Origin of the sequence: Glycomyces arizonensis DSM 44726, assembly GCF_000482705.1 — a bacterium.
Taxonomy (GTDB): Bacteria; Actinomycetota; Actinomycetes; order Mycobacteriales; family Micromonosporaceae; genus Glycomyces; species Glycomyces arizonensis.
On the sequence record NZ_AXWO01000007.1, the window covers coordinates 61,805 to 82,007 of the forward strand.

General features: G+C 66.7%; 24 protein-coding genes. 3 read left to right on the plus strand and 21 right to left on the minus strand.

From position 1 onward, the window contains the following. Positions 1 to 64: 64 nt before the first annotated feature. A complete protein-coding gene (locus H613_RS30755) occupies positions 65 to 211 on the plus strand; it encodes a hypothetical protein (RefSeq protein ID WP_156925905.1) in 147 nt (48 codons plus the stop codon). Positions 212 to 363: 152 nt separating this feature from the next. On the opposite strand, the gene H613_RS25325 is transcribed toward H613_RS30755, so the two are convergent. Then, complete coding sequence (locus H613_RS25325; protein WP_051393111.1) at positions 364 to 1,089, minus strand: sensor domain-containing protein; 726 nt, start codon at positions 1,087 to 1,089, stop codon at positions 364 to 366. A 439-nt stretch (positions 1,090 to 1,528) separates the two neighbouring features. On the opposite strand from H613_RS25325, the gene H613_RS0108280 reads away from it, so the two are divergent. After that, entirely contained in the window at positions 1,529 to 2,461 is a 933-nt protein-coding gene (locus tag H613_RS0108280; protein ID WP_084546466.1) for a UbiA family prenyltransferase, read from the plus strand. A gap of 10 nt (positions 2,462 to 2,471) precedes the next feature. Here the strand turns inward: H613_RS0108280 and H613_RS0108285 are convergent, their stop codons facing one another. The 15 genes from H613_RS0108285 to H613_RS0108350 all read right to left on the minus strand — a co-directional run bounded on the left by H613_RS0108285 (position 2,472) and on the right by H613_RS0108350 (position 12,004). Further along, a complete protein-coding gene (locus H613_RS0108285; protein WP_026923425.1) occupies positions 2,472 to 2,993 on the minus strand; it encodes a hypothetical protein in 522 nt (173 codons plus the stop codon). Positions 2,994 to 3,327: 334 nt separating this feature from the next. Further along, a complete protein-coding gene (locus H613_RS0108290) occupies positions 3,328 to 3,921 on the minus strand; it encodes a hypothetical protein (protein ID WP_026923426.1) in 594 nt (197 codons plus the stop codon). Between the two features lie 438 nt (positions 3,922 to 4,359). Then, the gene (locus H613_RS0108295) at positions 4,360 to 4,731 is read right to left on the minus strand and encodes a hypothetical protein (protein ID WP_026923427.1); all 372 of its coding nucleotides are present in this window, start codon (positions 4,729 to 4,731) and stop codon (positions 4,360 to 4,362) included. After that, positions 4,728 to 5,591, minus strand: a complete 864-nt coding sequence (locus tag H613_RS0108300; protein WP_026923428.1) for a chromosomal replication initiator protein DnaA — start codon at positions 5,589 to 5,591, stop codon at positions 4,728 to 4,730. The genes H613_RS0108295 and H613_RS0108300 overlap by 4 nt, the downstream gene beginning before the upstream one ends. Before the next feature lie 528 nt (positions 5,592 to 6,119). Continuing rightward, positions 6,120 to 6,662: a hypothetical protein gene (locus tag H613_RS0108305; RefSeq protein WP_026923429.1), complete on the minus strand. Its 543-nt coding sequence runs from the start codon at positions 6,660 to 6,662 to the stop codon at positions 6,120 to 6,122. Positions 6,663 to 6,981: 319 nt separating this feature from the next. Then, positions 6,982 to 7,479 carry a hypothetical protein gene (locus H613_RS0108315; protein ID WP_026923431.1) on the minus strand — a complete coding sequence of 166 codons (498 nt, stop codon included), beginning with the start codon at positions 7,477 to 7,479 and terminating at the stop codon, positions 6,982 to 6,984. 135 nt (positions 7,480 to 7,614) lie between these two features. Next, a complete protein-coding gene (locus H613_RS0108320) occupies positions 7,615 to 7,944 on the minus strand; it encodes a YbbN family protein (protein WP_026923432.1) in 330 nt (109 codons plus the stop codon). Further along, entirely contained in the window at positions 7,941 to 8,258 is a 318-nt protein-coding gene (locus H613_RS0108325) for a hypothetical protein (RefSeq protein ID WP_026923433.1), read from the minus strand. Before H613_RS0108325 ends, H613_RS0108320 begins: the two co-directional genes overlap by 4 nt. Then, a complete protein-coding gene (locus H613_RS31340) occupies positions 8,239 to 8,391 on the minus strand; it encodes a hypothetical protein (protein WP_169731968.1) in 153 nt (50 codons plus the stop codon). The genes H613_RS0108325 and H613_RS31340 overlap by 20 nt, the downstream gene beginning before the upstream one ends. A 153-nt stretch (positions 8,392 to 8,544) precedes the next feature. Further along, positions 8,545 to 9,219, minus strand: a complete 675-nt coding sequence (locus H613_RS0108330; RefSeq protein ID WP_156925906.1) for a hypothetical protein — start codon at positions 9,217 to 9,219, stop codon at positions 8,545 to 8,547. Between the two features lie 153 nt (positions 9,220 to 9,372). Continuing rightward, positions 9,373 to 9,858, minus strand: coding sequence for a hypothetical protein (locus H613_RS0108335; protein ID WP_026923435.1), 486 nt, complete (start codon positions 9,856 to 9,858; stop codon positions 9,373 to 9,375). A 14-nt stretch (positions 9,859 to 9,872) separates the two neighbouring features. Then, complete coding sequence (locus H613_RS30760) at positions 9,873 to 10,550, minus strand: hypothetical protein (protein ID WP_156925907.1); 678 nt, start codon at positions 10,548 to 10,550, stop codon at positions 9,873 to 9,875. An 11-nt stretch (positions 10,551 to 10,561) separates the two neighbouring features. Next, entirely contained in the window at positions 10,562 to 11,272 is a 711-nt protein-coding gene (locus H613_RS0108340) for a hypothetical protein (protein ID WP_026923436.1), read from the minus strand. Positions 11,273 to 11,289: 17 nt separating this feature from the next. Further along, entirely contained in the window at positions 11,290 to 11,604 is a 315-nt protein-coding gene (locus H613_RS25330) for a type VII secretion target (RefSeq protein ID WP_051393113.1), read from the minus strand. Position 11,605: 1 nt separating this feature from the next. Continuing rightward, positions 11,606 to 12,004 carry a YbaB/EbfC family nucleoid-associated protein gene (locus H613_RS0108350; RefSeq protein ID WP_026923437.1) on the minus strand — a complete coding sequence of 133 codons (399 nt, stop codon included), beginning with the start codon at positions 12,002 to 12,004 and terminating at the stop codon, positions 11,606 to 11,608. A gap of 178 nt (positions 12,005 to 12,182) precedes the next feature. On the opposite strand from H613_RS0108350, the gene H613_RS0108355 reads away from it, so the two are divergent. After that, positions 12,183 to 13,112, plus strand: coding sequence for a hypothetical protein (locus H613_RS0108355; protein ID WP_026923438.1), 930 nt, complete (start codon positions 12,183 to 12,185; stop codon positions 13,110 to 13,112). 5 nt (positions 13,113 to 13,117) lie between these two features. On the opposite strand, the gene H613_RS32345 is transcribed toward H613_RS0108355, so the two are convergent. Genes H613_RS32345 through H613_RS0108380 form a run of 5 tightly spaced genes read right to left on the minus strand, consistent with a single transcriptional unit; the run spans position 13,118 to position 20,181 of the window. After that, a complete protein-coding gene (locus H613_RS32345) occupies positions 13,118 to 14,248 on the minus strand; it encodes a M23 family metallopeptidase (protein ID WP_035737078.1) in 1,131 nt (376 codons plus the stop codon). Then, the gene (locus H613_RS0108365; protein ID WP_026923440.1) at positions 14,245 to 14,811 is read right to left on the minus strand and encodes a hypothetical protein; all 567 of its coding nucleotides are present in this window, start codon (positions 14,809 to 14,811) and stop codon (positions 14,245 to 14,247) included. Before H613_RS0108365 ends, H613_RS32345 begins: the two co-directional genes overlap by 4 nt. A 2-nt stretch (positions 14,812 to 14,813) precedes the next feature. Further along, positions 14,814 to 16,673, minus strand: coding sequence for a hypothetical protein (locus H613_RS25335; RefSeq protein ID WP_051393114.1), 1,860 nt, complete (start codon positions 16,671 to 16,673; stop codon positions 14,814 to 14,816). Further along, entirely contained in the window at positions 16,673 to 19,795 is a 3,123-nt protein-coding gene (locus H613_RS25340) for an ATP-binding protein (protein ID WP_084546467.1), read from the minus strand. The genes H613_RS25335 and H613_RS25340 overlap by 1 nt, the downstream gene beginning before the upstream one ends. Then, positions 19,792 to 20,181, minus strand: coding sequence for a hypothetical protein (locus H613_RS0108380; RefSeq protein ID WP_026923576.1), 390 nt, complete (start codon positions 20,179 to 20,181; stop codon positions 19,792 to 19,794). The genes H613_RS25340 and H613_RS0108380 overlap by 4 nt, the downstream gene beginning before the upstream one ends. Between the last annotated feature and the right edge of the window lie 22 nt (positions 20,182 to 20,203).

The following is a 20,203-nucleotide window of genomic DNA, read 5'->3' on the forward strand; positions in this document are numbered from 1 at the left end:
TGCGGGCCGTCGGTGTCGAGCAGTGTCACCGGCGTGTCAAGGCGGCCTGCTGGTCGGTGATGTGGTGGACGATCCCTTTGGCCCAGACGAGATCGGCGGGCGCATCGACGACGGCGGCGAGGTGCCCGGACTCGTCGACCTCGGCCACGGCGGTCTCGATCGCCAGGCCGGCCTGCCGGGCGCGCTCGCGGAAGCGCGCGACTTCTACTGATCGGATAGGCCGGTTGGTGGGTGTGCCGGCGGGAGCTGAGCGGAGCGGGCGCTTCTCAGTGAAGTTATAGGCTATAGGTCTATTATAGTCTATAACCTTTCGGGGGGCGGTCGCGATGTCGCGACCGCCCCCCGAAGCGAGTTGTATGAGCCTCAGGCCTTGGCGAATTGTTCGCGAACTCGGGTGAGTTCCTCGTCGAGGGTGCCGAGGCGGCGTTCCAGGTCATCGCGGCCCTCCGGAGCCTCGATCTCGGGGAGCGAGGCGAGCAGGCCGCGGCCGATGCCGGCCTGCATGAGGGCGCAGACGCGCAGGATCAGCGGCAGGAGCAGCGCCAGGACGGCACCGCCGAGGAACGTCAGCGCCGCGACCGCGCCGTACGAATCGCCCCAGCCCAGCCACCTGGTGGCGTACTCGAGCCCGTTGCCGCCGTCCTCGCCGACGGCGCGGAGGATGATCCAGCCGTAGAGCGGGTAGGCGAGCGCGGACACCGTCGCGGCCCACCAGGCCAGCGTCAGCGCGAACCCGACGACGGCGACCGGGAAGTTGATCACGCCCCACAGCAGATTGAGCCAGGACTGGCCGTCAGTGATCGCGGTGAGGAAGCGGCGCAGCGCGGTGGCGTTGGCCGGAGCCCGCTTGTAGCGCGGCGTCGCGACCTCCTGGCCGAGCACGGCCGGCAACTGCACCCGACCGGCGGCGGCCAGGCCCCGCATGGCCAGCAGCGTCGCCGCCAGAACCGGCACACCGACCCAGATGACGGCGGTGCCGATGCCGACGGAGAACCCGGTGACGGCGATGACGAAGGCGGGCAGAGCGATGGGGAAGGACGAGAGGAGGTAGGTCGTGTCGATGCCCACCTGCTTGAATGTCTTGTTCATGCCTCAAATCTAGAGAGAACCGAGGCCGCATACGAGCCTGTGACCAGGCGTCTTATTGGTAGGGCAGACCCTACCGGTGGCGGGGGCGAGCAGGCGGGCCGCCGACCGCGCCAGAGCGAGCGACCGCAGCCCCGGGCGAAGGGAAGCCGCCGCATGCCGGACGGCGCGGGAGCGACGCTGACCCGCGGCCCGCGCACACGAGGAGAGCCGTACCGGCGGGTGCGGACGACCCCGTGGACGGCCGCGGTTCCGCGCACGAGGGGGAGCCTCGACCAGTTCGGGGCGAGGCCGGTGGACTCGGCAGTTTTCCCGCCAAGCGAGCGCCTGCCGGGGCGCATGTCGGCCTGGAACTCATGGGTCGCGGGCCTCCCTCGCGAGGGGGAGCCGCTTCGCTCCCCGGAGGGAGGTTCGGGACCCCGCCCCGCCCGAGACTGGGCTCATGGGGACCACACCAGCACTCAAGCACCCCGCATCGGCTGGGGCGCACACCGATCCGCGGCAGCGGGCGCGCGATGTGCTGGCGATGTCCAGGCCGCGGTTCTGGATCGCCTCGGTCGTGATGATGGAGGTCGGCTTCGTCCTCGCGACACACCACATCGTCCCTCGTGGACCGGAGATCGCGGCATTGGCGCTCGCATGCATCGTCACCGGCCCGCTGCTGTGGCTCGCCGTCCTCGCCGTCAACGACGCGTACGACCTGCCCACCGACCGCATCAACCCCCGCAAGGCCGACGCTCCCCTGGTCGCGGGCCGCATGACCGTCCATGGCGCCCTCGCCGTCGCCGCGGCGGCGAGCGCGCTGACCGTGGCCGCCGCCGTGCCACTCGGTGGGCTCTTCGCGCTCGGCACCGCTTTCGTCGTGGCCCTCGGCTGGGCCTACAGCGCGCCGCCGATCCGGTTGAAGGCCAGGCCCGGCGCCGATTTGACGGCCAACGCCGTCATCGGCGTGCTCGGGCCGCTCGGCGGCTGGACGGCGGTCTCCGGCACGGCGGCGGGATTCCCGTGGCCGATCGCGATCATCGGGGTGATGGCCGCGGCCGCGCTGTACCTGCCGACCACATTGGTCGACCGCGACGCGGACGAGGGCGCGGGCATACCGACGATCGCGGTGGTCCTCGGGCGGCGGGCGACGTTCGAGCTCGGCTTCGCGCTGTGGACGGGCAGCGCGGTGCTCGCCCTCGCCTTCGCGCTGGCGGACACGGTCATCGACGCCTCGCTCATCCCGCTGCACCTGGCATCGGCGCCAGTGCTGCTGGTGCTGTACCGCCGGTTGCTGAAGGACCGCCCGACGTTCCCGGAGATCACCGTCGTGGCCTGCGCTTATCTAGTGCCCTGCATCGGCTTCGCTATTACCTATGTGGATCACATTTGAGAGACCGAGGTCAGCGGTCGCACCACCGCTTGGAGTCCTGCATGGACAGGAAGACGATGACGAGGATCGACAGCACGATGCCGACGCAGCTGCCGCTGTTGCCGCCGAAGTCCGTCGAGTACGAGACGTTCGTGTCAGAGCTCATGGCGATGTCGCGCAGGTAGGACATGCCGATCGCCGCTGTGATGATCCAGGTCAGCACCGTCAGGCCGAGCCCGACCGCCTCCAAGACGACCGCGCCGGTGCGGGCCCTGCTGTCCCGACGGCAGATCCGAACGGCGAACACGCCTCTGAGAATGGTCCATACGATCAGCTGCCCCACGTTCAGGATCAGGATGACCCAGAGCGCGGGCGGTATCCCGGGAAGGTCGGCATACGCGAAGAGCGCGTCGAACTGCGTGGCGAACAAGACGACGACGATGAGGGAGGCGACGGCGCCGCAGGCGCCGAATCCGAACAGGATCCACATCAGCACCACTGCGGCCTTGGTCAGACCGGGCATGTTGCCGAAGGTGGGCGCCGGTTCGGGCATGGGGTAAGGAGGCGGGGGGTAGTACATGGGCTCGGGCTCCAGGGATCGGGGTGACTGCGCACTGTGATCATATTGGAAAACGCTCGACGCTGGGGCCCGGACGAGGGCGGTCGGGGTGGGGCCTGAGGTTGTGCCGTGATGGTGAAGACCCAGAGCACCAAGCGCCTTCTGGGCGGGCGGGGACTTGTGAGGGTCTCCCGCCCGGTGCCGGAAAGCTGGTGTCAGAAGGCCTCAGCGGTCGCAGTGGCGCTGATGAGCGGCCCGGGTGCGGGTGGCTCGTGGTCATTGTGGTTGCGAGGCGTCTGAAGAATTTGACGGCCGTCGACCGGTTCGTCTATTCGTAGGCGAGGTATCGGCCCGGTTTGTCGGGTTCTTCGACCGTGAAACGCAGTTGGAGGTCGGTGTGCTCGATCATGTCGACCTGCTGGGTGAACAGTTCGCTGGTGGTGAAGAGATGGCCCCTGAGGCTCCAGTCCTTTGCCAGCCATGCTCGAAGCACGTCGAGCAAGGCGCGATCGGTCGCCGTTTCGAGCCGGGACTTGCGAACCCAGAAGGAGACCGTCGCTTCGTAGTCCTCCCACCGATGGTCGCCGACCGGAGTGACGCGCGCTCCGGTGTACGCGGGCGCGTCGGTCGCCCTGAGGTAGACGCAGCCGAGACATTCCGTCTCGGTCGGATTCATCACCGTGTACGAGAAACCGGCACCGTCGGTATGCCACCGCTCCATCTTCTCCAAGTCGCCGCGATTGGCCTCGACGGTGAAGTCGTCCTCGGGCCACCCCGTCTGCTCCCATCCACGCAGGTATTCCCTGCTCTCCATGACCGCGGCGTAGTCCAACTCAGCATCGGCGGCCACGATCGGCCGGAGGATGAAGTCGTCGGTCACAAGACCCTCGGGAGCACCGTTGTCCATCGTGGTGAAAGGCATGGTTCCCCTCCTTCCCGTTGGTTGACGTTCAGGATAGGGACCGGTGCGCCGGCTGTCAGCCGCGTTTCATGCGGCGAAGGAGCAGCGACCGCGACGCGCGGTATCGCCCGGCTCCACAACCTCGCCCACGGACCCTGCCCTTCCCGAGGCGCTTGGACCACGTCCGGAATGGGGTTGTTGCATGATTGAGGATTTTCATGCTCTTTATCCTGTTCGATGCCGACTGGCATGAGCGATGCGCTCGAATCCTCCAAGTGGCTCGGCCCTCACCGTTGGAAGGTCCAACGCACGATCACCTGGCTCGAAGGGTTCCGCGCCTTGACCATCCGCTATGAGCGCAAAGCCGCGCACTTCCTCGTGTTCGTCACCTTCGGAGCCGCCATGACCTGCTACAAGATGCCTGCAAAGCAGGCCGATAACCCCATTCCGGATGTGCTCTCAGCCGTCGCAGTGGTACCGGCAGGTGTGCCAGACGATGGCGGCGGCTTCTTTGAGGCGGGCGGTGTGGTCGTCTTCGAGGATCCACTCGCGGTGGGCCGGTTCGCAAAGCCATAGGTCGGGCTCGGCGATGATGAGGCCGGTGAGGTAGCCGATCAGGGCCGGTTGGTGGCTGCTGAAGGCGACCCACAGGCGCGGGGCGGTGGCGATGGTGCCGAAGTCGACGGTGCGGTCGGCGATGGTGTGTGTGCCGAGGACGGTGAGCTGGTCGGGCTCGATCGGGTTGGTGAGCTGGGTCGGGATCGGCAGCGCGTTGAGTGCGCGGAGGTAGCGGGCGCGGATGCGCGCGGGCGCGTGGCGGGAGCGGCTCATGCCAGACCACCGCCGACAACGGCGTGGCGGGCGTCGAAGGCGGTCTCCCAAGACCCGATGTAGCCGTTGCCGGTCCGGGGCCCCGGCAGTGGTCGGGGCAATGGCGGGTCGGCCGGTGCGCGGTGCGGGTCCGCCGTCGGTTCGGGTGCGACGGGCCGGGCCGATTCGTGTTCCGTGGCGCGGGCGCCGGTGAGCAGGGCGACGATCCAGCCGAAGGCGCGCAGGAGCGCGGTGGCGAGCGGGCCGCCTTTGGCGGTGCCGGTGTGGTGGTGGGCCTCGGCGAGGGGTTCGGAGTCGATGAGCCAGCGGTCCCAGGCGTCTTCGCGGAGCCGGGAGAAGCGGTGAGGTTCGTCCGTGTCGTTCCAGTAGCGGCGGTGCGGTGAAGGCGAGGGCCGATCGGGTTCGGCTTGGTGGGACGGGACGGGCTCGACCTGGTCGTGTTCGTCGGTCTCCCACGGCGGGATCGGGTCGGGCAGTTCGTTGCGGCGGTGGCGCCCGGTGCGCCGGTCTTGGTACCAGCCGGGCGTGCCGTAGGGGCCGGGGTCTTCGGGATCGTGGGGCTTGCCGCCGATCTCCCAGGTGTCGCCGGGCTGGTGGCGCAGGTGGGGCGGTTCGTAGCGCGGGCTGGCGGGGTCGGAGTCGGGTGCTTCGAGGTCGCACAGGTCAGGGCGGGTCTGGTAGCGGTAGGCGCCGGGTGTGGCCGGGTCGGGCTCGCCGGAGGGGAGGAACAGGCGGCGGCCCGCCCAGTCGTAGTAACCGCCGGGCCGTTCGATCAGGCCGGGGTTGTCCGGGTGCGGGTAGGCGTGCGGGTTTCGCTCTACCGGCTCGGGCCGATTTTGACGTAGGCTGACAGAGACCATGGAGGGTTTCCTTCCAAGGTTTGTGTGAGGCGGGCCGCCGGACAGATTGGCGTTTGAAGGGCGGCCCGCCGCTTCCATATTCGGTTTGCTGCACGTCTCATGCGCGCACAGAAAATCCTTACACACAAGTGCGGCGAAATCCAAGCAGCGACACGCCAACGGTGCAAAAGCGTCTAGAGTCCTAGATCACTCTCGGTCGTATGCGGTTGAGTGCCAAAGGATTCGATGAATCGCGGGATTTCTGCCGTGCGTGTCCACAGGCGGTCGGTGGCGGATCGCCGATAATGTGCCCCTGCGGCAGGAGACGAGCGGGCCTGGTACCGACGCGTATGGGGGCGGCGCTCACCGCCTCGTTCGGAGTCTCTGTGGCGCAGGCGCTCACCGCGATACGACGCGGGACACACCCGCGACCTCGACGGCATCGCGGCGTGGATGGCCACGAACATGGCGAAGGCAGCCACGTCTCACCTACTGCGGAGCACATGGTCCACAGCGGATCTCATAAGAAAGGCCAGTGGCAGCGCGGTCCTATAAGTCGATATACGGAGCGTAAACGACCGGCTCGTCTGGGAGCGCTGGAGGAATCAGTGAAGTGCTCAGATCTCCCCTCGCCAGGCCGAGGAGCACCTCGACCGTTGACTGCCGATAGAACTCCCACACGTTCCCTGAGATGGTTTGAAACGCGATCTCCCACTGGTTCGACGGCTTATCGGGCTCGGCGATCCAAAAGAACTCCACCGCGTCTTCGGTGCCGCCCCAGCAGATTATGGTGAAGGTGCGCCCATGCAAACGTGACGGAACTGTGTCGGGACGCCGTTCCCACTCGCTTCGGAAGAACTCGTCCCAGTAGAGGCCCTCCTGCTTGAGGTTGAATGCCCGCTGGTTCGCCTCCGGACCGTGAACCTGGATGTAGCAGTTGAACAGTCCAGCCCCGTAGTGCTCGATCAGCTCGCAGTAGTCCTCCGGAGGAGCGAATCCGATGGCGGCTCGCACCGCACCCCAGTCAGGTTGGCTCGGATTCTTCTGCATGCGGGCCAGCTGAGCCAGCTGTTGCAATTGGTTGCTCACCATGGTTCAATCCCGATTGATACTGCTGCGATCGAGCAGAGTGTATCCGGCCTTGTCCGGGCAGGGGACGGTCGGAATGGTCTCGTTGACCGACCCCGGCGGCTCCGACGAGTACCGGCGCAACCTCTGAAAGCTCGAGTTCGCTTCCCTGGCCGAGGAGTCGGGCATGGACACCGTCATGCTCCAGTACCCGTCAGGGACCAGCTTGCGGACCACTCGGTAGTCGGTACGGTCTGGGGCGGTTCGGGGTTGCAGACGGCAAGGCGCCTCGTTCGCGATTCGGTTCTTCGCCTGGTGCGGAAAGTTCTCGAGCCATTGCGACCTACCCCTGAGCCTCGCGAACCGCGGCTTCGATCGCATCCTTCTGGTACTCGATGACCTCGATGGCGCGCGGTGTCGAGCGTTCGATCTCGATGGTGATGGCCGCGCTCGTCGCCCTGTAGAGCGCGCCTTCGTACGAGTCCGAGAGCAGGTTGACGACCACTCTGGCGGGCAGCTCCGATCCGAACTGTGCGAACAGGAGCAGCACGGCCGAAAGGAACTGAGCCCCTCTGGGTTCCGCCATGTCTTCGAACAAGGCGTTGAACCGCGGCATCATCTCGTCTACGCCGTCCACGACACCCTGACCGCGCGCTACCGCGGATTCGGCGCGCTCCAGGCCGTCGCCAACGAATGAAGAGGCGGCCGGGTGCCCGATAGGTGGGTCCAGGGTCCGCACCGTCCAAGCCAACACCTTCGTGGCGACCTTCAGCCGCAAACGAGACGGCAGGGCCTCCAGCCGGGAGACCTCGGCGGTCATCTCATCGTCCCAATAGCTCACGGCCCAACCTCCCCGAATGGAGCAGCTGTTGTCTGATCAATCGGTGTAGCGCTGTATCAAGTCGCGCTGATAGTCGAGGGTCGCCTGCTCGTGCGGAGGCACATGGAAGGACCTCGCTCTCGCTCTGTGCAGGGTTCACTGCTCTCGCAGCACCTCGTCGATGTCGGCCAGAAGGCGGCGTTCGGATCGGACACCGTGCAGAACCCGTTCGAGGACACCGCTTCGGAGTATCAGGATGACGGGCAGGTTTTCACCGACTCCCCATGCCGCCGCGGCCTTGGGGCAGGCGGCGACATCCGCGACGACGATGGGAATCCGACCGTTCAGTTTCTGGTCGACACGAGCCAGCACCGGGTCCAGAACCATGCTGCCGAGGTCATCGAAGGTTCCGAAGACGACTACCAGCGGCCCTGTGACACCTTGCGCCTGTCGGCCGTAGTCCGCATCGGTGACGTTGACGATCATGCCGCACCAGTTTCCCGGCGCCATTCCAGCAAGGTACGCCAGCGATTGTCGTTGCTGAAGTAACTGCTGAACGCATCGGTCATGACCTCACGAGTGCAGGCGAAATCGACGTGGTAGTGCCGGTCCTCTGAACCCTCACGGAACTCCATTTCGAACAGGCCCTCATCGTTGATGTGAGCCTGAAGGTAATACATCCGTTTCCTCTTCAGGATCGCGAAGAGCGGGCCGTTCTGCTTCAGCGAGTCGAGATAAGCCTCGACCTCATCCCAATCGGGATTCTCGATGCTCGATCCGTCATACCGCTTCAGGATCATGATGTAAACTCATTCCCTCCACCAGGAACAGCCGCACGAATTCGACTGTGTTCTTGACTTCGAAGCGCCCACGGTTTCCCGAGACCGGGTCCACCAACTCGGCAGAGCCGCTCTGCCATTCGATGCGGCGCACCTCTCCACGGAAGTTCTCGGCATCGGCGGTTGGCGTTGGGCGGGTTCATCCGGCTGCCGGGACGGCCGGGTCCTACAGGTGCGATGTCTCGGCTGTTAGCTTCTGGCTGTTCGAGCCGTGCTTCGTCTTCGACCGAGTCGGTGAGTGATTCGCCTACTCGGAGTAGCGCTGGAGCAGATCGCGTTGGTATTCAAGAATCGCCCGTTCGCGCGCTGTGGTCTCGGTGGGTTCACCCACCACGAGGCCGGGTTCGGAGTATCGGGTGTAGTCGGCCTGGTCGCAGTGGTCGAAGATCACGACAAGGCGCTGGGACGTGAGTTCGGGGCCGACTTCCTCGAAGCAGAGGTAGTAGCTCATCAGCAGGTCCGACGAGCCAGGTTCGGAGGAGTTCTGGATCGCCTCGTCCATCGCTTCGAGCAGGGCGGCGTCGTTCGGGGCGATCAACCTCCCGGCGCGGACCGCGGCGCTGACGGCGGCTTCGGCCCTGGCGACGAGATCGCGAACGGTGTCGTCGGCGATCGGCGTGGCGAAGTTCGTGACCGTCCATTGCAGGTGCTCCGCCGCGATAGCGAGTCGGTGCGGGGGCGACATGCGTTCGAAGATCGCTTCGAATCGACCGATCTCGTTGAGTGGAAATGGCATGTGGGTCTTCCTACCAGCCGACGAGGCGCGGTCGACCAGTTCACGGGTGGTGGGGTCGGCGATCGGGGTGGTGAAGTTCGTGACTGTCCACCACAGCAGCTCCCCGGCCATCGCCAGGCGGCGCGGACCCGGCATGCGGCCGAAGGCCGCTTCGATCGCAACGCGATCTTTCCATGGAGTCGCCATACACCCAATCCTCCCTGAGGCCAGCCGACGACACGGCCATTGCTGTCGGTACGGCAGCTCTGGCGCCTTTTGTCGTCCGACGTGTCCTCGCAGGGGGCCTTGTCCGGTGACCACCGACCGGTTCCACCGGCAGATCGACGACTCGATCGAACTCTATTCCAGGTAACGCTGGAGAAGCGCCGCCTGATACTCAAGGATCCGCTGACCACGGTCAGAAGCGTCGTCTTCGCCGACAGCGATTTCAGGTTCGCTGTAGCGGACGTAGTCTGCCTGATAGCAACGGTCGAAGATCGCAAGAACACGCGGTGGCGTGATCTCGGGCGCAAGGTGGTCGAAGCACAAGCGGAAGGCGCCGAGCAGGTCCACCGCACCGGGTTCCTGATCGTCTTCGGTAGCGGTCCTGAACTGTTCGAGCAGCGCCCGGTCGGCAGGAACGGCCGACAGTCGCGCGTTCGCCGCTGAGCGAACCGCTGCCGAAGCGCGGGCGACGAGATCGCGAACGGTGTCGTCCGCGATCGGGGTGGCGAAGTTCGCGACCGTCCACTCCAGCAGCTCGGCGACCATGGCGAGCCTCTGCGACGGCGGTATGCGCGCATACGCCGCTTCGAGCTGGGCGAGCCGTTCCTGTGCGGTTGACATGTGCATCGTCCTCTCTAAGGCCAGCCAACGAGGCGGATGCCGCTGCGACTCCGGCAGTGCTGGTTCTTGGGGTCGTCAGGTGCGCGGTTGTCGTCGCAGGGTTGCTTGCTCGGAGACAATCGTAGCGGTTCGACCGGCAGGCTCCGATACGGCTCGGCGTCCCCGACCTTATCGTTGATCGCCTCCTGCTTCCTATCGAGTGCGTTCAGCAGCTGCTGCTCCGCATGGTTCGAACCGGTCTCCCGGATCGCTGAGCCGTGGATGCGGTTGTACCCCAGATCTTCAGCCAGCGCACGCACCTTCGCGTCAGGTGTTCCGGAACTGTTCATCGTGTAATACAGGTTCCCGTTGGCGTCCTGAACGGTCGCGAATGTGATCTGTCCCCGGTACTCGTCGTCAAGGGACGCTGCCGCCGCTTCGAGCGCTTCTGCGTCGCTCCGCAGTTCCTGGTCGGTCTTGTGGGGGATGTTATTGGTCGGGTTGACCGTGACATTGACTTGTCCTCTTGGGTCATCAGGGGAGACGCGCTGCACGTGGACGCGGGCGGCGACGATGCGATCCCTTGTCTCGGTTTGCGAGCTGACTTGCCCATCGGCGGTAAGCCGGTGATACGTGGAATCCTTTCTCTTCCGGGTGTGCAAACCTACGACGATGAGCAGAAAGGGAATGAGTGCATTTCCTAGTTTTCGCATGCCGGTCACCTTCAGCCGAAGAGAAGATCACGTAGTGCCGTGATCGAGTCGATGAGGCCGGTGATCCAACCGAAGATCTTTCCCACCCACTCGGTGATCTTGATGACGGCCTTGGGAATCACCCATGCCGCACCGACCCCTACAGTGAAGGCGACTTCGGCGGCCCAGGCGATCAGCGAACCGATGCACTCGGCCACGAAATCGCGGACGAACTCGCGGACCATGTTGACCAGTTGGCCCGCTCCGCGTGTAGCGGTACCCAATGACAGGGCCGTGCCGCCGAGGCAACCGAGTACATCCGCGTTGGCGTCGGCCTTGTCGCGGTAGGCGTCGGAGGCCTCGCCGTCCCACGAATCCACGTCAGCGTCAATGAACGTCGCCAGCTGCTCGGACATGGCGAAACACTCGTTCGCGACGTTGTCCCATGTCATTGCATGAGCCTCGACGAGGGTGGGGTTACCGGCCAGCATGTCGAGGGCGTCTTGGAGCGGCTGGACGTGCTCGATGAGCCAGCCGACTCCGGCGGCGGCGAGGGTGCCGATCGGGTCGATGGCGGCGCCGACGGTCTCCAGCGCGGCCCCGAGACCGGCAACCGAGGCATCGATCCAGGAACCGGAGTCGATGGCCTGAGCGAGTCCTGCGTAAGACTCGACGATCCCGGCACCGGTGAACGCCGCACCCGGCTGGTCGACATCGCCTTCGGTGGCAACAAGATCACTCATGGGGTTAACTCCGTCCGCTACAGCTCGTCCATGAGGCGGTTCTGGTCTTCGGCCGCTGCTTCGTCTGCGGCCGTGTAGCTGTCGGCAGTGTCGCGCAGCGCCTGTGCGAGGAGTTCGAGGTTTTCCTGTGCCATGGTCACGAGATCTTTCTGGTCGGCCTGGCGACCGGCGAGCACCGGGGGAAGGAACTGGCAGATGATGCCGTACGCCTCGTTGTCCTGGACGACCGAATCCATGGCTGACTGGATGGCACCGAAGCGTTCGCGCAAGGCGTCGATGTTCGCCGCGTGCGTGTTGAGGTCGTCGGTGACGACGTCGAACTGGTCGCTCATGTCAGTCCTCCCCTTCGCGTTCGGGGAACCGCATCTTGATGCTGTCGACGAGTGCCTTCGCCGTCGGCGAGGACGGCGGGAGGCGCTCCTCGACCGCGACCCGGGCGGCTTCGAGCAGCGCCTGGCCCGCGTTGGCGTACGCCTCCATGAACTGCCGTTCGAGGTGGTTCGGCTGCATCCGCCGCGTGTCGGAGGAGAAGGCGATATTGCTAACCGCCCCGCTGGAGTTGAGCGTGATCGTCACGACGCCGTTGGCGTCCTGGCCGATAGCGGTGAGCGTCTGCACCGCCTCGGACGCCGCGATCGAGTCGGACGCGAGACGGTCGGCGCGTTCCTTCCAGTCAGCCAGTGCGGCCCGCGCGTCGTCAGGGCTGCTGATATTGGACAGCGGGTTGTCCATTGCGACGCCTCCTGGTGCATGGTGATATCGAGTGTCGTAATGAACACTGTACTGTTTCGTAACAAGTTGCGGGGTCTGCGGATCCAGCGACAAGTTGCTGATGAGACAAGTGGGGCAAGAGGTTTCGGTCTGGTCGGGAACAGGTTCCGTCGCTGTGTTGTGCCGGTAGGGTGGTGGTGTGGGCAAGGACACGAAGCGCGCATACAAGGTCGTCCCGGTCGACGAGGACGAGCCGGACTTCGGCGACCCGCCGAGGAACTGGGGCCGTGTGGCTTCGATGGCCGGTGTGTGGGTCGTGGTTCTACTCGGTAGCGCTTGGATGGCCCCCGGTTTTGCCTCCGGAGGCAGCGACGAGGACCTCCCTGCCAGCGAGCAGCCGCCAACCGATCCGATTGATGCCTCCGATCGCTACTTCGACTACGGGTTTGGCAGCGATTTCGACGCCGCACGAGAGGTGTTGTGCGAAGGGGCGGAGCCGGAAGTCACCCCAGAGGCATTGGGTCAGTTGCGCTCGGAATATGAGGTGTATCTCAAGGAATATCCCGCGGTTGAGATCTTGCCCGTGGAGACTGGCTCGACCGGGGGGCAGACCCATCTCAAGGTGACGGTGACATTCATTGGTGGAGAACGTAACCCGAGCGAGGCGTTCCAGGTCGTAACCGAAGCGGTCGGCGATACCTACTGTGTCGCAAGCGTCAGCGGGGAAAGTTCAGGAGACGACCCGGACGAGGCCAAGGGACCGGGCGGGCGCGAACTCGCCGCAGAGTACCTCGATTCCATCGTTCGGGAAAAGAATCCTGATCCGGAGCACGCCGATTCACTGATATGCAAAGACGACTACGAGGGGCCGAAGCCGCAAGAGCTGTTGGAAGCGATCCAAAGCTGGGAGGAGAGCAACGTCAAAGCCACCTCCTACATCCTCCGGCACGGCGAGGAACCCGTCCCAGCCGCCGACGGCAGCCTGACCTACCAGTACCACGTGGTCCTCGACCCTAGCGGCCAAGGTGATTTTCGCTTCCTCTTCGAGGTCACGGTGACACCCGAGAACTGCGTCTCGTCTCTGGTCCAGATCGAAGACGAAGATCCCTTGCCTATCGGTGGCAATTAGTGGCTTCACTCAAGCGGCGCGCCGACGCTCGCCATGAAGGCGATCGGATCCACCGCCCCCGCCGAGGACCTATCGCCGTTCAAGTGCACCTCGAAGTGCAGGTGCGGCCCAGAAGACCGTCCCGACGAACCCGAATAGCCGATGATCTGGCCCGCCTGGACCACATCACCCTCCTTGACCAATGGCGCAGAGCCAAAGTGGCAATAGCGCGTCAAGTAGTCACCGGCATGCAGGATATTGACATACCAGCCGCACCCCGCGATCTGCGGCGATCCGTCCACATCACACGAAGCCGGGCTGCCGTCCGGATTGAACGCGTTGCACTGCGCGGTGATCACCGTGCCGCTCGATGCCGCGACAACGGCGGTTCCCCTCGGCACGCCGATGTCGACCCCCTGATGCGTCGGCCGCTCCGACGTCCTGAACCCGGACCAGATCGGTCCGTCCGCCGGGATGATCCATCCCGCCGCCGACAACTCGCCTGGAGCAGTGCATTCACCGAGACTGACGCTGACCGCCGAAGCCCGTCCACCCCCGCCTGTCAGGGCGTTCACGATCTCGGTCGCGTCCGGCTCATGCTTCGCATAGGCGAACGGATACGCGGAGATCTGCACGCTCTGCGCGGCCTCGGTCAGCGACATGTGCTCCCATCCCTCGATGGTGTCGAGCTTCTCGTAGAACTTCGTCGCCGCATAGACCGGATCCTGAATCTGCTCCGGCGTACCCCAGCCCGAGGACGGCCGCTGCTGGAACAGCCCCAGCGAGTCGTGGTCGTTCCGGTCGCCGAGATAGCCCAGGTTCGTCAAGCGCGACTCCTGCATGGCCGTCGCAACGGCGATGATCCACGCCCGCGGCGGCATCTCCAGGTCCTGACCCACCGCGATGATGATCGCGGCGTTGTAGATCTGGTCCTCGTTGTACCCGGCGATCGACGGCAGGTCCGCGTCCGGATCGACCGGGTTGCTGTTGCCGCAGCCCGCGGGAAGCAGCTGATCGCCGAGGTCGTCGCCCGACTGGTCCACCAGCAGCTGGACCACCATGCCGACCGCTCCGATGCAGCACACCGACACCAGCGCGATGCCCCAGATCCATCGCCGCAGCCAACTGGCGCGCTTCGGCGCGTCGAGCGTCGTCATGCCGGCTCCCAATCGATCGCCGACACCAGCCATCCCTGCGCAGCCCAGTCGTTGCCGCCCTCCTTCATCGGAAGGACCAGGACGCCGGTGTCCATCGGAATCCGGACCTCGCCGCCGTCGACCTCGGCCTCACCGGTGATCGCGGTGGCGGGAACCGAGATCGGGTCCACGCCGCGCATGAGCTCGGCGGCCTCCTCGGTCATGTACGGCTGCATCCCCTGGAACCAGGTGTTCGAGTTCTTGCCCGCCGTATCGACCCACGCCTCAGCGAAGGCGAGCGCCTTCTCCACGGCCTCCTCGGGGAGTTCGGCTTCCTCATAGGGATCGTGGAGCGGCGAGCCGTCCTCCTCGCACTCCGCTCCCTCGCACTCGGGAGCGGTGATGCCGTCATCGACCGTGAGCTCCTGCGACGGGTCGGACGAGGTCGAGCCTTCCTCGGCATCGTCCGAGCCGAGCGGGAAATCCTCCCGCCCCTGCGTCAAGGCGATCACGCCGACGACCAAGAGCAGGATGATCACGACGATGCCGTAACGGGAGAAGACGATCCGCAACGCCGCGCGCATGACTAGTCCTTCCTAGGAGGTGTGTAGACGCCTCCGCTGGAGGTCCCGCTGGTGGTCGCCGCGGTGCTGTTGTTCGGCGTCCGCTGCCCCGGCTGCTGGTCCGGCGGCGCGGTGCGGCTCTCGGTGCGCTCCTGCCGTCCTTGACCGGCCTCGGATCGCGACTCGGGGCGCGCTTCGCCCTGTCGGATGGTCTCCCGGCGCCGCTCGATCTCGACCTCTTTGCGCCGCTCCTTGTCGGCCGAGCGTCCGAAGAGCGCATCGGTCGGCCCTCCGGCGCCCTGGAAGCTGGCGAGCCGACGGAAGGGCCGCAGCAGCAGCCACGCCGCCACGCCGACCAGGCCGATGAGCATGACCTGCATCCAACTCGGCAGACTTGCCCCGAGTATTCGGTCGGCGGCGAACAGATAGATCACCGCCGCGATCGCGAAGACGATGACGTTGATGACTGCGGCAAGAACGATGTTGACCAGGCGTTTGAACGGCCCGCCCGCTGGTCGCAAGATCGCGATCGTGCCGATGATCGGCAGCGCGATCACCGCGAAGCGGACGATCATGAAACCGAGGATGATCAGCACCGACGCCGTGATGTCGAAGAGAGAGAAGAACAGCGACGTCAAGAGGGCGAGCAGGCCGGAGCCGGTCCGCTCCCAGGCGCGGCCGCCCGTCAGGTGCTCATAGGCCTCGGGGTCTTCCTGCTGGATCAGCGTGGCCAGCTTGCGCCAGTTCTCCTGCTTCTCTTCAATGGTCCTGGCACGGGTTCCCGGTGACTCTTGGGCTTTCTCGTCGTCGACCCACGACATCGCCTGAGCCGCGTACAACGCAGGCCCGTACTTGTAAGCGGTGTTGGACTCGCGAACCTCCGGGTTGCCCTCTTCATCCTCGGCGACCTCGCCGTCGTCCTTGCTGTACGAGACCTCTTCGCCTTGGCCGAGCATGGCCCGGAGCCAGTTCTGATAGATCACATCACCGGTCGACATGTCCGAGGCCTTGACAGCGGCGCTGCGGGTGTCGACACAGAGGCTGGGGTTGTCCTCAATGAGGTCTTCATATTCGGAATTGCTTATTCCCGGTTTGCTGATGCAGCCCTCCGCGGCCTCGTCCTCGATGAGTCCCTGGCTCAGGTTCAAGCCCGCCGACATGCCCTGGTCGGCCCAGCTCGCCGCCTGGACGGGCCAGCGGGCCACCGCCGTCACCAGGACCAGGATCAGGACCGCCCACGCCGCCGTGGTCACCGCGTTGTTCATGTCGGCCTGGCGGCTGCGCCACAGCAGGTACAGGCCCACGACGCCGACGGTCACCGCGCCGAAGATCGTGAAGACCTGGCTGTAGACCGCCTCGCTGCCGGTCTCCATGAACTCGTTCGACCAGCCCCACAGCCGCTGCGGGTCCCAAGCGGCCTGGCGCATCGAGTTCGAGGCGCCGATGACGGCCGTCGACGTGTTGAACTCCATGTTCGCCAGCGCGTTCGCCGTGTCGGCCCCGTCGGGCAGGCTCAGCGAGTCGATGCACTGCCCGCCGACGCTCATCTCCTTCGAGGCGTACATCGGCAGCTGGTATCCGGCGTAGCCGTACCGCGAATACTGACCGATGCCCTCGCCCTTGTCCGGCAGGCTCGGCTCGGCGAACCAGCCGGCCATGCCCGAGTCGGGGCTCGACGGGGTCGGCGCCTCGGCGCAGTTGGCCTCGGCCGGAGCGGGGACCTCGTCGAGGCACTGCTCCCATTCGTTGTGCCACTCCCAGTCCGAGCAGTCGCTCGCATCTTGGGCCCCCGCGGCGCTCGGCGTGAGGACGAGCGCGCCGCAGGCCGCCACCAGGACCAGGAGGAACCGGGCCCACCGGCCCGCGGGGGAGGGGTGGTCCACTACTTGTCCTCCCCGGGCGTGGTGTTCAGGTAGTCGAGCAGGCCGCGCACCCAGCCGAAGTCGGCCCGGATGCGCTGCACGCGGCCGTCGACGTCGCGCATCACGAACTCGCGGTAGGGCAATCGTTTCGTCTCCGCCGCGTCCACCTCGCTCAGTGAGGCGAGCACGTTCTCGTAGCCGACGCCGGTCGGCACGCGGAGGAGCTTGAGTGCCTCGGAGGCGACGTCGGCGTCCTCGGCGATGCGGCCGACGAAGACGGTGCTGACCAGGTTCTGGACGTCGAGTCCGAGGATGTCCTTCGGGTTCTGGCTGGCGACGAGCGCGGCGAGGTTCCACTTGCGGGAGTCGCGCGCGAGGCGCACCAGGAAGCTGCGCCCGGACTTCCAGCCCTCCATGAAGTGGGCCTCGTCGAGGCCGACGAGCTTGCGCCGGTTCATGTCGCCGCCGTAGGCGCGGCGGACGGCGAGGCGGTGGGCCGTGTGGAGCATCGGCAGTGCCAACGCTTCCTCGGCGCTCCAGTACTCGCGCTCGATGCCCAGGTCGGGCAGCCGCAGGCCGGACATGGTGATGACGGTCAGCGCCGTGTCGTCCTCCAGCACGCCCTTGTCAGGGGTGCCGAAGAACAGCTTCGCGAGCGGCATCTCGGCGGTGTCGAGCAGCAGCGCGGCGAGTTCGGCGCCGTCGCCGGTGACGTGGTCCTCGGCGTCCTGGAGGCTCTCGACGATGTCCTCCAGCGCGGTGGACTCCTCGGCCGGGACGTGGCGGGCCGCGTGGCGCAAAAGGCGTGCGGTGGCCGCTTCGCGCTGCACCTGCGGCGGCAGGAGCATCGCGCAGATGTCCTGGACGAGCATGCGTCTTTCGGAGCGGGCGTTGGAGACGGCGATGTCGTATTCGCGCTGGCCCTCGGGCGAGTCGTCGTAGTGCTCGCGCCGCGGCGAGGGGATCAGCGCGTACGGCGCGAGCGTGCCGTACTCCGAGCCGGTCAGGTTGAGCACGCGCGAGTGCGGCTTGAGTTCGGGCATCTCGCACAGCCGGGCGAGCGGCCCGGACGGGTCGAGGAGCGTCACCTGGACGCCGCGCCTGGCCGCGAGGTAGCCGAGGGCGCCCATGAGCGTGGACTTGCCGCCGCCGGGCTCGGCGACGAAGACGCTCAGGCCGGACCGTTCGCGGACCTCGGTGGCGAAGTGCAGGTCGAGGAAGACGGGCCTGCGGCAGGTGCCCGCGGTGCGTCCGATGAGGTCGCCGCGCTGGTCGCCCACGGTGGACGCGGCCTGCGGGAGGGCCGCGGCGAAGAGCTTGACGGGCATGCGCCGCACGTACCCGGTGGAGGCGACGGGCTCGCCGGGGATGAACTCGCGCGCGAGCCAGTCCTGGTTCTTCGGGTGCTGGAGGCTGATGCGCATCTCCCGCTGGTACATCTGCATCAGCGTGCGGGCGCGCTCCAGGCACTCTTCCTTGGTGTCGGCGGTGACGGCGATGCGGTGCCAGCCGTGGACGCGGGCGGCGTCGATCGGCAGGCCGGTGGTCATCTCGTCGCCGACGTTCAGCGCCCTTTCAGCGAGGCGCTGGAGCTCGGGCGGGGCGTCGAGGGCGTGCTCGTCGTAGTCGTGCTGCTGGCTGCGGATGAGCCGCAGCCGGTGGTCGAGGTCCCGGAAGGCCTCGCCGGGGCCGAGGATGTCGACGCGGCTGGAGAGCTCGACCGGCCACGGGCACCGCTCGTGGAAGTGCAGCCACGGCTCGTGGCGCTGGGGGATCTCCAGCTCCTCCATGCGCCCGACGGTGAGGACGGCGGTGTGCTTCTCCTCGCCGGTGAGCCGGTTGACGAGCTTGACGGTGGAGCCGTACGGACTCCGGTAGCGCTCGATGGACTCCGAGAGCGCGAGGACGTCGCCGGCCTCCCATTCGCCGCCGGAGCCCGAGAGCAGGCGCGGCGGCTCCATGCCCAAAGCGACCGAGCGGTAGACGAGCCATTCGAGCTCGGGGGTCGTGGCGCGGCGGGCCCTGACGCCGAAGGAGCCGAGGACCTCGTCGAACTGGAGGCTGCGCTTCTCGATGCGCTCGCGCTCGGAGAGCCTCGTGCCGCGTCCGAACACGCGGCCGACGCGTTCGCCCAGGCTGTCGAACAGGGACCGGCGCGTGAAGGTGATGCCCAGGTAGGTCTCGCCCTCGGCGTGGGAGAGGGAGTGGAGGTGGCGCTGGGCGGCGACGAGGTGCTCGGCCCAGCTGGTGCCGCCGGGGACGGTGCGCAGCGGGTGGGCGGTGTTCCGGTCGACGGTGCGGGCCCACTCGTCGGCCGGGAACGGCTTGGTGGTGCGCCGCATGTGGAGCCGCATCCCGGCCAGGCCGGCGAACTGCTCGGCGATGGCGGTGATGAGGGCCTCGCGCTCCAGGTCGGGGCGGAAGGACCAGCGCACGCCGGGCAGCGCGTACCAGGCGGTGACGGTGGTGGGCGTGAAGGTGGCGTGCCCGGCGATCTCGGTCAGGGACAGCTCGCGAAGCGGCTGGCGCTCCTTGTCCTTCTTGACCGGTTTGGGGACGCGGGTGGGCCGTTCCTCGGTCGAGGTGACAACGGCTTCGGTGGCGGTCTGCTTGATGGGGACGAGGTCCTGGGAGGGCGCGCGCCGACCGTCCCGATAGCCCGTTTTGGGCGCGCGGGACTGACCTGTGGAAACATTCCCGCGCCGCTGGTCACTGGCCTGTGGATAACTCGGAGCGCTCTGTGGATAACCGGTTGCCCGCTGTGGATGAGGCCGGGGATTCCCGCTGGTCGGGGCCTGTGGATAACGTTGTGGACGACCCTGTGGATAACTCGGCGGTTCCTGTGGATAACCCTGTGGAGAACCTGTGGACGGCGGGGCAGTCGGCGCAGGTGGCGGCGCGTGTCGGGCCGGATCCGCCGGAGGGGTCGGCGGGGCCGCCGGAGGGGCCTGGCGGGCGCTCGGCGGGGTGGGCCTGCGGACCGGTTCGGTCCGGTGCTGCTCCCGGGCGGGCTCCGCGCGGAAAACGGCGTCGGCCAGTGCCGTCGCGTCGTCGTCGAGGTCGGCCGCACGCTCGCGCACCGGGGCTGGCGGGCGCGGGGCGGAGAACTTGGCGACGGGCTGTCGGCGATCCTCGCCGCTCATAGGCGCTCCTCTTGTCGGGCGGTGTCCACGAGTGCGGGACGGAGCCTGATCGATCGGGTCGAATACGCCGGAATGCGCTTCTCGGCGCCGGCATCCCGGGTGTGCTTCCAGTCGGTCAGCAGCGTGCGGACCACCGTCGCGGCGGGGCGATCGGCGTCGACGTACCGGAAGATCAGCGAGGTGGCCACGAGGGCGAGGGAGATCTCGATGGAGGGGAACAGCTCGACGTCGCCGGTGGCGACCCAGTGGATGAACATGAACAGCGCCAAGAGAGCGGCGAAGGCACCGTACTGCGCGTAAGGAAGGTGGACGGGGAGCGTGTAGCCGGGCGGGCCGAGGTAGAGCAGCCGGGCACGATAGATGTCGTCGTCGGTGCGCAAGCGCATGGGCGTCCTCCATCCGGGCTGA